This is a genomic window from Pseudomonas sp. E141 (assembly GCF_052659885.1).
The window spans coordinates 1,063,350-1,077,083 of the sequence record NZ_CP084024.1; the positions used below are offsets into that span (position 1 = coordinate 1,063,350).

A 13,734-nucleotide genomic window follows, 5' to 3' on the forward strand; every position below is an offset into this window, starting at 1 on the left:
TCATAGTTCAAAATCGCGTTTGGGGGCCGCTTTGCGGCCCAGCGGGAGCAAGCTCCCGCACTTGTTCCGGGCGGAACCAGATCCACAGGTTACCCAGGACCATGCCGGCCAAGGCCAGATACACCGGCCAGCCGTGGTCGAGCATCACCAGCATCAGCCCGGCGCAGAACAGCATGCTGGCGGTGGCACCGACCTTGGTCCGGCGCGGGATGACCTTGCCGTTGCGCCAGTTGTGCAGCATCGGCCCGAACAGCCGGTGATTTTCCAGCCAGGCGCTCAGTCGCGGCGAACTGCGGGTGGCGGCCCAGGCTGCCAACAGGATGAACTCGGTGGTCGGCAGGCCGGGCACGACGATGGCGACCAGGCCGATGGCCAGGCTGGTGTAGGCGAGCAGGGCGAAGAGTAGTTGGGCGGTTTTCGAGGCTGGACAGTTCATGAACTTCTTTCAGGCCTACGCATTTCCTTGTGGGAGCGAGCCTGCTCGCGATAGCTGTGTGCCAGGCGCCATCATTGGAGGCTGACACACCGCAATCGCGAGCAGGCTCGCTCCCACAGGCAGTGGTGGTGAATTTCAGGCCAGTTCAGCTTCATAGGCGTGCTCGAGCAACACCGTAAACCGATTGAAGGCATCCAGCGCGCCTTTGTCCGCTTCGGCTTCCTGCTGTTCAGTGAAGGCCAGGCCGTCGAGGGTGCGGATGAAGGTTTTCCAGCCTTCAGCACGACTGCCGGCAGGTTCTGCCAGGTGCCGAGCGCCGAAGGTTTCGCTCAGGCCCAGTCCGACGGCGCGCTTGATCAAAAATGCAGCACCGAGCTTGGAGCCTTCGGAGACAAACAGCCAACCCAGAGCCTCGGCCTGGGTCGGATTTTTTACCGCGCCGGCTACTGGCGCGGGGACGTCGGTGTCCAGGTCCGCAAGATCTGCCTTGGCCGCTTCTGCCCGGCAACGGGCCGGCAGGTCGGGGATCAGGGTGGACAGTTCGGCGTCGTTGTACAGCGCCACCAGTTCCGATTGGAACAGGTACTGGGCCACGACGAAGCGGGCGAAGTTGGCCTTGGTTTCGAACGGGGCGTGGGCCTTGACCAGTGCATCGAGCCTGCTGTGGGGCTCGTGGGTGATCTGGTTCAAGCGTTGGGAGCGTAAAACGGGGTGTTGGGTAGTCATGAAAAACTCCTTCGAATGAGCACATTGTGGCGAGGGGCTGTGGGAGCAAAGCTTGCTCGCGAACAGGCGCCTCGATTCCTGGAAGACCGCATCACCTTCATCGCGGGCAAGCCTTGCTCCCACATGACGCTCCTCGCCACAGGTATTTGTTTTGCCTGGCAACCGAGTCAGATATCCCAGATCAGATTGACCGCGAAATTACGCCCGGGCTGGGTCAGACGGTCGAGGTTGGCGGGGCTCAGCACCGCTGCTTCGCCAACGCTGTCGTAGCCACGCACGTCATCCCACAGCCAGTACTTCTTGTCGGTGAGGTTGTAGAGACCACCGCTGACGGTGACGTCGTGGGTCACCTTGTAGAAACCGGTCAGGTCGAGGATGCCGAAGCCCGGGGTCTTGAACTGGCTGCTGACGCCATCGGGCGAGTTGAAGTTGCTGTCGTCGACGCGGTCTTTTTTCTTGACCAGGGTCCAGCTGAGCAACGTGCCGAACCGGTCCTGCTCGTAACCCAGGCCGAACACGCCGGTGAGCGGGTTGACGCTGTTGATCGGCTCGCCTGTGTCGTTATTGCGACCGTAGGCATAGGCCACCGAGCCTTGGGTGTACAGGCCTTGCGGTGCGCCGAACAGATCCAGGTTCAGGCGTCCCTTGACCTCGGCGCCCTTGATGGTGGCGTGCTTGATGTTGTTGCTCTGGAAGGTCAGCGCATCGGCCCCGGGCGTGATCGCATCTTCGTTGATGAAGTCGCGATACTTGTTGTAGAACACCGCCACATCGAACGAACCGGAGTCGAAACGGCCCCGCAGGCCAGTCTCATAGCTTTTGCTTTTTTCCGGTTCCAGATCGGGGTTGGGTTCCACGCTGTAGCCGGCGCCGGGATTGTCAAAGCGACCATACAACGCCTTGGCGGTTGGCGTGCGGAAGCCTTCGGCGTACTGGCCGTACCAGGTGTACTGGTCGCTAAGGGCGTAGGTCAGGCCGAATTTGGGCGAGACGCGATGCCAGGTCTTGTTCTTGTCGCTGACTTCACCGCCGCTGGTGGGGTCCACGGTGTTGAGGAATGCCTCGGTCAGGTGAGGCTTGAGCCGCGTGTAGTCGTAACGCAGGGCCGGCGTGAAAGTCCATCGGTTCCAACGGATCTGATCCTGGGCGAACAGGCTGTAGGTGTTGATGGTCGGGTCCGGGAAGTCGCTGGCTTTTTCCAGCACGTCCCGGGTGCTGATGGCACCGACGGCTGAGCAACCCACGCCGACGGCCAGACAGACGCCATTGCCACTGCGCGAACCGGTGACTTTCTGCTGCTTGATCGTGGTGCCGTAGGTCAGCGCGTGATCGGTGTCGGCGAGGCTGAAGGCCTTGTCCAACTGGGCGTCGAGAACCCACTGTTTTTCTTCGTAGAGGGTCTCTCGTGTGCGTAGCACCTGGCGGGTGATGGGGAAGTAAAACTCGGCGGTGCTCTGGTCGGTCTTGGCGATCTGATGGTTCAGGCTCCACTTCACGTGGTCGGCGAGCAGGCTGTCGAGGGCGAAGCTGTGCTCCAGGCCGAAGCGCTCGCGGCTGATGGTGTCGTTACCGGTGCGCCACTGATACATGCCGCCGGGCAATACAAAGTCAGGAATTGCCGGCTGGCCGTCGGAGTAGGGGCCGCCATAGGCACTTTTCAGATCGGTGTCCCGGTCATCCTTGTACTTCTCGTAGACCAGACCCAGGCGCGAATCATCGTTGTAGTTCCAGCCGAGCTTGGCCAGCACATTGTGGGTGCGCACGTCTTCGGGGTTGGCCGCGGTGCGGTCTAGGCCGGTGCCGTTGTTATTGCCGTAGGATTGGGTTTCATGACCGTCGCGCTGGCTGTAATGCAACAGGCCGTCGAACGGCCCACTGCGACCTGCGAGGGTGGCGGATTTGAGCCAGCTTTCGTCGGCGGAGCTGTAGCCGGTCTTCAGGCGGGCGCCGACGTCGTTACCCGGTTTGATGATGTCGTCCGGATCAAGGGTGAAATAGCTGACAGCGCCGCCGATGGCATTGCTGCCGTACAGCACCGAGGCCGGGCCGCGGAGGATCTCCACGCGCTTGACGATTTCCGGGTCCACGTAATTGCGCTGGGTCTTGGCGTACGGGCCGTTGAAGAAACCCCCGGGAATTTCCACACCGTCGACCTGCGTCAGCACCCGGTTGCCGTCGATTCCGCGAATGTTGTAGCCGCTGATGCCGCCGCGCTGGCCTGCCCCACCCACTGAAACGCCGGGTTCATAGCGCACCAGATCCTTGAGGGTGTTGACGTTGTTGCGGTCCAGTTCCTGCCGGTCGTGGACGCTGACGCTGCTGGGTACGCTGACGATGTCCTGTTCCTGGCGGGTGGCGCTGATCGTCACCTGCTGCAGGTTCAGTACGCTGCTGGTGCTGTGCTTTTGCAGAACAATGCTGGTGTTGCCCAGTTTGCGGTAGCTCAGGTTGGTCCCCACCAACAGGCGCTCCAGGGCTTTTTCCGCTGGCAGCGAGCCGTTGACGCCAGGCGACGCGACGCCTTCGGCCAGTTCTGCGGGCAAGCCGACCTGCCAGCCCGTGACGGCGGTGAACGCATTCAGTGCCGAGACCAGCGGTTGCTGGGCAATGGCAAAAGTGTAATCACCAAGATTGCGCGCAGGCGGCTGCACGGTGGTGGCGGCGAGGGCGGTCGGCGCGGTGCCGGCGATCAGGATGGCGGCGGTCAGCAATGACAGCGTGCACGCAGGGGCAAGGGACCGGCGGGTAAGGCGAGAGGACATCGATAGCGCTCCGTGTCGCATCTGTTATAGGTGCAGATGATGTCGCTGGATGCGAATCAATTGCATTGGCTATAACGAGACGAACCAGCGAAGCCTATCGAGTAAAAATAATTCTCATTTAGTTCAGGATCACCAGCGCCGGGAATTCCTGGAGGCGCGCAGAGGTGATGTGGGCCAGAGAACGGACCACGTCCAGCGGCTGGTCGAGGCGATAATTGCCGGTCACTGCGACCTGGGCCAACTGTTCGTTGTTGTTGATGATCCAGCCAGGGTAGTAGCGTCGCAGCTCGGCCAGTACCTGGTTCAGCGGTCGATTCTCGAACACCAGTCGTCCCTGGACCCACGCCAGATCGGTGCTGGCATCCATCCGGGCAGGGCGATCGAAGCCGTTGGGGCCGATGCGGATGCTTTCCCCGGCCGACAGCCTGACATGGGCGTCATAACGCGTGGCCCGCAAATCCACATCACCGCGCTGCACCTGCACTTGCGTCACGCCATCGAGGTAGCGCACCGCGAAGGTGGTGTTGCTGACGCTGGCGATGACCGGCCCGGCGTCGATTTGCAGAGGCAGGGTGCGTGTGTCCGGGACTTCGAAAAACGCCTCGCCTTTGTACAACCGGGCTATGTGCCGTTGGTCGTTGAACGTGCTGGAAAAGGCCGAATCGGTGTTGAGCAGGACCTTGGAGCCATCCTCCAGTTGCAGGCGCTGGCGTTCACCGACCACGGTCAGGTGATCGGCCTGCAGACGCAGGGGCAAGTCGCTGAAGTTGAACAGGCCCAGAAACAGCACGGCAGCGGTGGCCAAGGGTTTCCAATGGGCGCGCAAGCGTGACAGTGCACTGGCTTGGGGGCGGCCTTTGAGTTGCCGGGCGCTTTGCATCACTTGCGGGCCGTTCCAGATCGCCTGGGCCCGCTTGAATGCCTGACCATGGCGCGGATCGGCCGCCAGCCAGGCCTGGAACTGCCGGGTCTGCTCCTCGCTGGGGTTGTCCAGCAGAATGAGCCAGTCCAGCGCCTGTTCCATGGCATGGGCGGTGTCCTGCGCCGCAGCGTGCTCAGGGGCACGTTGTTTGTCTGTCACGGTGGTTCCTCGCAGTGTCTTTTGCACGGCTATTTAGCGTCAGCGACCAAGCCTAGCAGGGTCGCAGGCCAGCGCAATCGGCGACGGCCTCTTAGAGAAAATCCTTACAGGTTCAGTCGCCACCAAGGCGTTCGGCCACGCCCACACAGATCGCCATGATCAGCTTCAGTTCCTTCTGCACGGTGCTCAGCGACACGTCCAGCCGTTTAGCGATGTCCTGGTAACTGTGGCCATGCAGCCGGCTGAGGATAAAAATCTGCTGCTGTCGCGGGCTCAGCGCTTGCAGGCGGAGATTGAGGCGTTCGAGCATCTGCTCGGCATGGGCCGCGTCTTCGGCGCTGCTTTGGGGGGCGGCCACGTTGTGGACAACTTCCTGCGGCACGTCGTCCAGCAGGGTCCGGGACTGAATACGCCGCGCACGCAAGTGGTCCAGCGCCAGGTTGCGGGCGGTCTGGAAAACGAAGGGTTCGAGGTGCTCGACCGTGCGCTCGCCCAAGGCGCGAGTGACACGCAGGTAGGTTTCCTGAAGCAGGTCTTCGGCGGTGCTGGGGTTGTTGACCATGCGCTGGAGGGTGCGCAGCAGTGGCGTGCGCTGGGCAAGGAAGACGTGATGAAAGCGCGATTGACTCACGGTAGGGCCCGATTCGATTTGACTAGATGATAATGCTTATCATCTAGTTGATGGGTCAAGCCCTCATTTCACCACCCCGATTCCATGTGGGGAGCAAGCCTGGGAAGCAGGCCTGCGGAAGCAAACCTGTGGGAGCAAAGCTTGCTCCCACATTACCGGCTGCGCGGTGAGTTACTCGGCGTTACACAACGCCAGGCAGTTATCCAGCATGCGGTTGGAGAAGCCCCATTCGTTGTCATACCAGGCCAGTACCTTGAGCAGCTTGCCGCTGGCCTTGGTGTGGTTGGCGTCGAAGATCGACGACAGCGGGTTGTGGTTGAAATCGCTGGAGACCAGCGGCAGGGTGTTGTAGCCGAGAATTTTCGAATGCTGGCTGGCCTGGCGCAGCAGTTCGTTGACTTCTTCGGCCGACGCTTCACGCTTGAGCTGCACGGTCAAATCCACCAGCGACACGTTGATCACCGGCACGCGCACGGCCATGCCGGTCAGCTTGCCCGCCAGTTCCGGCAGCACCAGGCCCACCGCCTCGGCGGCACCGGTCTTGCTCGGGATCATGTTCTGCGTGGCCGAACGGGCGCGGTATGGGTCGCTGTGGTAGACGTCGGTCAGGTTCTGGTCATTGGTGTAGGCATGGATCGTGGTCATCAGGCCGCTTTCGATGCCCAGCTCGCGGTGCAGCACCTGAGCCACCGGGGCCAGGCAGTTGGTGGTGCACGAAGCGTTGGAGATGATCTGGTGGGACTGGCGCAAAATATCGTGGTTCACGCCGTACACCACGGTGGCGTCGGCACCCTTGGCCGGGGCCGAAATGATCACCTTGCGGGCGCCGGCGCTGATATGGGCGGCGGCCTTGGCGCGGTCGGTGAACAAACCGGTGCATTCGAACACGACGTCGATTTTTTCGGCGGCCCAGGGCAGTTCGGCCGGGTTGCGGATAGCGCTGACCGAGATACGGTCACCATTGACCGTCAGGCTTTCGTGATCGTGCTGCACGTCGGCATCGAAGGTGCCGTGAACCGTGTCGAACTTGAGCAGATGAGCATTGATTGCGCTGTCGCCCAGGTCGTTGATGGCGACGATCTGCAAGTCGCGACGATAACCTTGGGTATACAGTGCACGGAGGACGTTGCGGCCGATGCGGCCAAAACCATTGATTGCGATTCGAAGAGTCATTAACTGCGCCGCCGTCGATTTGTTGTTGGAATTACAAGATTATTCGCATAAAAATAGAAAACAAGCCTTTTTAGTGGCAATATTTTGTTTTATCTACAACGAGTGACCTGAATCAACTGGTCCGAATGGTCAAGAAATCCGCTGTTGCCCAATGCGTGGCGGGGTTTTGACCAGCATAGACAATCAGGTCGCCACACCCGTTAGCCTGGAGTTCTACACATGCATCCCCGCGTACTTGAGGTCACCGAACGGCTTATCGCCCGCAGCCGCGCCACGCGTCAGGCTTACCTTGCATTGATCCGCGGTGCAGCCAGCGACGGTCCGATGCGCGGTAAGTTGCAATGCGCCAACTTCGCCCACGGCGTGGCCGGTTGCGGCACCGAAGACAAGCATCACCTGCGGATGATGAACGCCGCCAACATCGCCATCGTGTCTTCCTACAACGACATGCTCTCGGCCCACCAGCCCTACGAAACCTTCCCGGAACAGATCAAGAAAGCCTTGCGCGAGATCGGCTCGGTCGGCCAGTTCGCCGGTGGCACGCCGGCCATGTGCGATGGCGTGACCCAAGGTGAGGCGGGGATGGAACTGAGCCTGCCGAGCCGCGAAGTGATCGCACTGTCGACGGCGGTCGCGTTGTCCCACAACATGTTCGACGGCGCACTGATGCTCGGCATCTGCGACAAGATCGTGCCAGGCCTGATGATGGGCGCGCTGCGTTTCGGTCATTTGCCGACGATTTTCGTGCCAGGCGGGCCCATGGTCTCAGGCATTTCCAACAAGCAGAAAGCCGATGTGCGTCAGCGCTATGCCGAGGGCAAGGCCACCCGCGAAGAGCTGCTGGAGTCGGAGATGAAGTCCTACCACAGCCCCGGCACCTGCACCTTCTACGGCACGGCCAACACCAACCAGTTGTTGATGGAGGTAATGGGCCTGCACTTGCCGGGTGCCTCGTTCGTCAACCCGAACACGCCGTTGCGTGATGCGCTGACTCGCGAAGCGGCGTTCCAGGTCACGCGCCTGACCAAGCAGAGCGGCAACTTCATGCCCATCGGCGAAATCGTCGACGAGCGGTCGCTGGTCAATTCCGTTGTCGCGCTGCACGCCACCGGCGGTTCCACCAATCACACCTTGCACATGCCGGCCATTGCCATGGCCGCAGGCATCCAGCTGACCTGGCAGGACATGGCCGACCTCTCCGAGGTGGTGCCGACCCTGAGTCACGTCTATCCGAACGGCAAGGCCGACATCAACCACTTCCAGGCGGCGGGCGGCATGTCGTTCCTGATCCGTGAACTGCTGGAAGCCGGCTTGCTCCACGAAAACGTCAACACCGTGCTGGGTCACGGCCTGAGCCGCTACACCCAGGAACCGTTTCTCGAAGACGGCGAGCTGGTATGGCGCGAAGGCCCGATCGAAAGCCTCGATGAAAACATCCTGCGCCCGGTGGCCCGCGCGTTCTCGGCCGAGGGCGGGTTGCGGGTGATGGAAGGCAACCTGGGGCGCGGCGTGATGAAAGTCTCGGCGGTGGCCCTGGAAAACCAGGTCGTCGAAGCCCCGGCCATGGTCTTTCAGGATCAACAGGACCTGGCCGATGCGTTCAAGGCCGGCCTGCTGGAAAAAGATTTTGTCGCGGTGATGCGCTTCCAGGGCCCGCGCTCCAATGGCATGCCGGAGCTGCACAAGATGACACCGTTCCTCGGTGTATTGCAGGATCGCGGTTTCAAAGTGGCGTTGGTGACGGACGGACGCATGTCCGGCGCGTCGGGGAAAATTCCGGCGGCTATCCACGTCAGCCCCGAAGCCTACGTTGGCGGCGCATTGGCCCGCGTGCAGGAGGGCGATATCATCCGCGTCGATGGCGTCAAAGGCACCTTGGAGTTGAAGGTGGACGCCGAGGAATTCGCCGCACGCACACCGGCCAAGGGTTTGTTGGGCAACAACATTGGCACCGGTCGCGAGCTGTTTGGTTTCATGCGCATGGCCTTCAGCTCGGCAGAGCAGGGCGCCAGCGCCTTCACTTCTGCCCTGGAGACGCTTAATTGAAACTGGCTTTGGTCGGTGACATCGGTGGGACCAATGCGCGGTTCGCCTTGTGGAAGAACCACAACCTGGAAAATATCCAGGTGCTGGCGACCGCGGATTACGCCTGCCCCGAAGATGCCATCAAGGTTTACCTGAGCGGCGTGGGCCTGAAGCCGGGTTCGATCGGTTCGGTTTGCCTGTCCGTGGCGGGGCCGGTCAGCGGCGATGAGTTTCGCTTCACCAACAATCACTGGCGCCTGAGCAATCTGGCCTTTTGCAAGACCCTTGAGGTCGAGAAGCTGCTGCTGGTCAATGACTTTTCGGCCATGGCCCTGGGCATGACGTGCTTGCGTCCCGATGAATACCGGGTTGTCTGCGAGGGCACGCCGGAGCCGTTGCGTCCGGCGGTGGTGATCGGTCCTGGCACCGGGCTGGGTGTGGGCACGTTGCTGGATTTGGGCGGCGGTCGTTTCGCGGCATTGCCGGGGGAGGGTGGCCATGTCGACCTGCCCATGAGCAGCCCGCGGGAAACCCAGCTGTGGCAGCACATCTACAACGAGATCGGTCATGTCAGTGCCGAAACCGCCCTGAGCGGCAGCGGGTTACCTCGGGTGTACCGCGCCATCTGCGCGGTGGATGGCCATACGCCGGTGCTCGACACGCCCGAATCCATCACCGCCGCCGGCCTGGCCGGAGACCCCATTGCCCTGGAAGTGCTCGAGCAATTCTGCCGCTGGCTGGGGCGGGTGGCCGGTAACAATGTGCTGACGGTGGGTGGGCGTGGCGGTGTATACATCGTCGGCGGGGTGGTCCCGCGATTCGCTGATTTTTTCCTTGAAAGCGGTTTCGCCCGTTGCTTCGCCGACAAGGGCTGCATGAGCGATTATTTCAAGGGTATTCCAGTCTGGCTGGTGACGGCGCCGTATTCCGGGCTGATGGGCGCGGGTGTGGCGTTGGAGCAGTCGAACCCGGTTTAAAGTTGAAGTGTGGCCTCCCCCTGTGGGAGCGAGCCTGCTCGCGATAGCGGTGTATCAGCCAACATTCGTGGCGACTGAAACACTGCTATCGCGAGCAGGCTCGCTCCCACAGGGTTTTGCAGTGTTTGTAGATTCCGTCCTTCAGGCATAATCCGCCCAACCCAAACAACAAGGACGAGGCCCCGTGAGTTCAGTGAACAAATCGATTTTGTTGGTCGACGACGACCAGGAGATTCGCGAACTGCTGGACACTTACCTCAGTCGCGCGGGTTTTCAGGTACGTACTACCCCTGATGGCGCCGGGTTTCGCCAGGCACTTAACGAAGCAGCCAGCGATCTGGTGATCCTCGACGTGATGTTGCCCGACGAGGACGGCTTCAGCCTTTGCCGCTGGGTTCGCCAGCACCCGCGCCAGGCCCACGTACCAATCATCATGCTCACGGCCAGTTCCGACGAGGCCGACCGGGTTATCGGCCTTGAGCTGGGGGCCGATGATTATCTGGGCAAACCTTTCAGTCCGCGTGAACTCCAGGCGCGCATCAAGGCGCTGTTGCGTCGTGCGCAGTTTGGCCAGGAACGCTCCGGCGGCGAAGTGTTGGCCTTCGACGAGTGGCGGCTGGACATGGTCAGCCATCGGCTGTTCCACACCGACGGCGAAGAAGTGATCCTCTCCGGCGCCGATTTCGCCTTGCTCAAGCTGTTTCTTGACCATCCCCAGGAAATCCTCGACCGCGACACCATTGGCAACGCCACTCGCGGTCGGGAGTTGATGCCCCTGGACCGAATCGTCGACATGGCGGTCAGTCGTCTGCGCCAGCGCCTGCGTGACACCGACAAGCCACCACGGTTGATCCGCACGGTGCGCGGCAGTGGTTATCAACTGGCGGCCAGTGTGATTGCCAGCAATGGTCATTGATTGGATCAAGAAAATAGCCCGCCGGGTGCCGGTGCCGCGTTCGTTGCTTGGAAGAATGCTGCTGCTGACCCTGCTGGTGGTGCTGTTCGCCCAGACCTTGTCCAGCCTGATCTGGGTCTCGCAACTGCGCGCCACCCAGCTCGAAGGCCTGGTCACCAGCGCCCGTAGCCTGGCCCATTCGATGACCGCCAGTGTCAGCTATCTGCGCTCGTTGCCGGTGGCTTACCGGCCATTGGTGCTGGATCAATTGCGCAGCATGGGCGGCACGCGGTTTGTCGTCACGCTCAACGACAAACCCCTGGGCATGGACGTGCTGCCGGTTACGCCGCGCAAGTTGGCGGTGCTCAAGGCGGTGGACGACGTACTGCGAAAATCCCTGGGCAACAGCGCCGACATCTCGGTGAAGTTTGTCAGTCCCGAAGACCTGCGGATTTTCAACGGCGGCCTGAAGCTTGATGAATTGCCGCGCTCCTGGGCCCACTACGCCTTGACCCTGGAACCGGTGAACCCGCCAGTGCTGGTCACGCAAATCCAGATGGCGCCGGGCGAATGGCTGTACATCGCTTCGCTGCTGCCCGAGCCCTACACCAGCCTTGAAGAGCAGAGCCTGCCGACGCAGCAGGTCGGTTTCATCGTGCTGACCAGCAGCCTGTTGTTGCTGTTCATCGGTTTGCTGGTGCATTGGCAGAGCCGGCCCCTCAAACGCCTGGCCCGCGCGGCACGCGACATGTCCCTGGGCGCCGAAGTGGAACCGGTAGCTGAAGGCGGCGGCAGCGAAGTGGTGGAAGTGGGCAGGGCATTCAATGCCATGCGTGAACGCATCAGCCGTTACCTGACCGAACGCAGCCAATTGTTCAGCGCGATTTCCCATGACCTGCGCACGCCGATCACGCGGCTGCGCTTGCGGGTCGAACTGCTGGAGGACGAAAACCTGCAGGCCAAGTTCGGCCGCGACCTGGACGAACTGGAGTTATTGGTCAAAGGTGCGTTGCAATGTGTCAAGGACACCGACATTCACGAAAACATCGAGCCGGTGGACCTCAACCATGTGCTCGATTGCCTGGTCGAACCGTACCTGGCGCCCAACGGCAATGGCCGGGTAACCCAGGATGGCCGCGCGTTGGCGCCGTATCCCGGCAAGCCGCTGGCCCTCAAGCGCTGCATCGGTAACCTGATCGACAATGCGCTGAAGTACGGGCAAAACGCCCACCTGCACATCGATGACGATGACACCGCGTTCATCCTGCACGTCGACGACGAGGGGCCAGGTGTGCCGGAGCAACGTCTGGAGCAAGTCTTCGAACCGCACTTTCGCCTGGCCGGGCAGCAGCAGGGCTATGGCCTGGGCCTGGGCATCGCCCGCAACATCGCCCATAGCCATGGCGGCGAAGTCAGCCTGCAGAACCTGCGCGAGGGTGGGTTGCGGGTGACGTTGCAGTTGCCTCGCAGTGTGGATTAGCCGGACCGCGTTATCGTTGATCGCGAGCAGGCTCGCTCCCACAGGGCTCGGTGGTGGCCACAAAAATTGTTTATTCCCTGGCGCAAATGTGCGAGCGAGCCTGCTCGCGATGATGCCGTCAGCTTCAGCACATCGCTCAAGTGAATGTCACAAGTCGGTGACATAACTCGCCCCTTTCGTTACCTGCCACCCGCCATCCCTTGTTTAGACTCCCTGCGTCAAAACAACAAAAAAAGGTACTCCCATGGACACCTTCCAACCGGCCTTCAGCAGTTGGCTGAATGCGCCTGCCCACCAGCAATGGCTTGCCGCCGAAGGCTTGCGTCTGCTGGCGTTCGCCAAGGCTTCGAAGCTGCCGGACGGCTTTGGCAACCTGGACGAGCAGGGTCGCCTGCCGGACGATGCCCGGGCTGAAACCATGAACACCGCACGCATGACCCATAGCTTCGCCATGGCCCATATCCAGGGGCTGCCGGGGTTCTCCGAGCTGGTGGACCACGGTGTCCAGGCCCTCAGCGGCCCTCTTCGGGACGCTGAGCACGGCGGCTGGTTCGCCACGGCGCAACCCCATGAGAACGACACCGGCAAGGCCGCCTACCTGCACGCATTTGTCGCCTTGGCGGCCAGTTCCGCGGTGGTGGCCCAACGTCCTGGCGCCCAGGCGTTGCTGGATGAAGCCGTGCGGGTGATCGATGCGCACTTCTGGAGCGAAGAGGAGGGCGCCCTGCGCGAGTCCTTCAACCGCGACTGGAGCGACGAAGAAGCCTATCGCGGCGCCAACAGCAACATGCACGCCACCGAAGCCTTCCTGGCCCTGGCCGATGCCACGGACGAGCCCCGCTGGCTGGTCCGCGCGCTGCGTATCGTTGAGCGGGTAATCCACGGCCACGCCGCCGCCAATGACTACCTGGTGGTGGAGCATTTCGACCACGATTGGCAACCGTTGCGCGAGTACAACCACGACAACCCCGCCGACGGTTTTCGCCCTTACGGCACCACGCCCGGCCATGGTTTCGAATGGGCGCGGCTGCTGTTGCACCTTGAGGCTGCACGGGTGCAGATTGGCATGTTGACCCCGGGCTGGCTGGCCCAGGATGCGCAGAAACTTTTTGACCAGAATTGCCGCCACGGTTGGGAGGTCGACGGCGCCCCAGGCCTTGTCTATACCCTGGATTGGGACAATCGCGCGGTGGTTCGCCATCGCTTGCATTGGGTGCATGCCGAAGCAGCCGCCGCCGCCAGTGCCTTGCTCAAACGCACCGACGAGGCGCAATACGAAGCCTGGTACCGGCGGTTCTGGGAGTTTTGTGACAAACATTTCATCGACCGTTGCAACGGCAGCTGGCACCACGAGCTCGATCCGCAAAATCGCCCCAGCGCCGACATCTGGCCGGGCAAGCCGGACCTGTATCACACCTGGCAGGCCGTGCTGATCCCGCGTTTGCCCCTCGCCCCCAGCATGGCGACGGCGTTGGCGAAACTCTCCAGTCCCGCGCCTGTGTAACCATACCGTGACATTTACGCGTCCCTTCGTTACCTGCGAAGGGA

11 protein-coding genes are annotated in these 13,734 nt (G+C 61.8%); 5 read left to right on the forward strand and 6 right to left on the reverse strand.

Annotated elements, in window-relative coordinates; all coding sequences use genetic code 11:
- Positions 1–7: 7 nt before the first annotated feature.
- The 6 genes from GKKCFE_RS04805 to gap form a co-directional block, all read right to left on the reverse strand.
- Positions 8–436 (reverse strand): YbaN family protein, encoded by a 429-nt coding sequence (locus GKKCFE_RS04805; RefSeq protein ID WP_188252314.1) that lies wholly within the window; start codon positions 434–436, stop codon positions 8–10.
- Between the two features lie 135 nt (positions 437–571).
- Positions 572–1,162 (reverse strand): biliverdin-producing heme oxygenase, encoded by a 591-nt coding sequence (locus GKKCFE_RS04810; protein ID WP_445577543.1) that lies wholly within the window; start codon positions 1,160–1,162, stop codon positions 572–574.
- 167 nt (positions 1,163–1,329) lie between these two features.
- Positions 1,330–3,924: a TonB-dependent receptor gene (locus GKKCFE_RS04815; RefSeq protein WP_445577544.1), complete on the reverse strand. Its 2,595-nt coding sequence runs from the start codon at positions 3,922–3,924 to the stop codon at positions 1,330–1,332.
- A 118-nt stretch (positions 3,925–4,042) separates the two neighbouring features.
- Complete coding sequence (locus GKKCFE_RS04820) at positions 4,043–4,948, reverse strand: FecR family protein (protein ID WP_218575611.1); 906 nt, start codon at positions 4,946–4,948, stop codon at positions 4,043–4,045.
- A 169-nt stretch (positions 4,949–5,117) separates the two neighbouring features.
- Positions 5,118–5,636: an RNA polymerase sigma factor gene (locus tag GKKCFE_RS04825; RefSeq protein WP_188252316.1), complete on the reverse strand. Its 519-nt coding sequence runs from the start codon at positions 5,634–5,636 to the stop codon at positions 5,118–5,120.
- 171 nt (positions 5,637–5,807) lie between these two features.
- A complete protein-coding gene (gene gap / locus GKKCFE_RS04830; protein WP_047228368.1) occupies positions 5,808–6,809 on the reverse strand; it encodes a type I glyceraldehyde-3-phosphate dehydrogenase in 1,002 nt (333 codons plus the stop codon).
- 219 nt (positions 6,810–7,028) lie between these two features.
- Between gap and edd the strand changes: the two genes are divergently transcribed.
- The 5 genes from edd (at position 7,029) to GKKCFE_RS04855 (ending at position 13,690) form a co-directional block, all read left to right on the forward strand.
- The gene (gene edd / locus GKKCFE_RS04835) at positions 7,029–8,855 is read left to right on the forward strand and encodes a phosphogluconate dehydratase (RefSeq protein ID WP_047228367.1); all 1,827 of its coding nucleotides are present in this window, start codon (positions 7,029–7,031) and stop codon (positions 8,853–8,855) included.
- Positions 8,852–9,811 carry a glucokinase gene (locus tag GKKCFE_RS04840; protein ID WP_047228366.1) on the forward strand — a complete coding sequence of 320 codons (960 nt, stop codon included), beginning with the start codon at positions 8,852–8,854 and terminating at the stop codon, positions 9,809–9,811. Before edd ends, GKKCFE_RS04840 begins: the two co-directional genes overlap by 4 nt.
- A gap of 184 nt (positions 9,812–9,995) precedes the next feature.
- On the forward strand, positions 9,996–10,727 hold the full coding sequence (locus tag GKKCFE_RS04845) for a response regulator (protein WP_047228365.1): 732 nt from the start codon (positions 9,996–9,998) through the stop codon (positions 10,725–10,727).
- Entirely contained in the window at positions 10,717–12,186 is a 1,470-nt protein-coding gene (locus GKKCFE_RS04850) for an ATP-binding protein (RefSeq protein ID WP_047228364.1), read from the forward strand. Before GKKCFE_RS04845 ends, GKKCFE_RS04850 begins: the two co-directional genes overlap by 11 nt.
- 244 nt (positions 12,187–12,430) lie before the next feature.
- Positions 12,431–13,690, forward strand: a complete 1,260-nt coding sequence (locus tag GKKCFE_RS04855; protein ID WP_445577545.1) for a D-mannose isomerase — start codon at positions 12,431–12,433, stop codon at positions 13,688–13,690.
- The last annotated feature ends 44 nt before the right edge of the window (positions 13,691–13,734 follow it).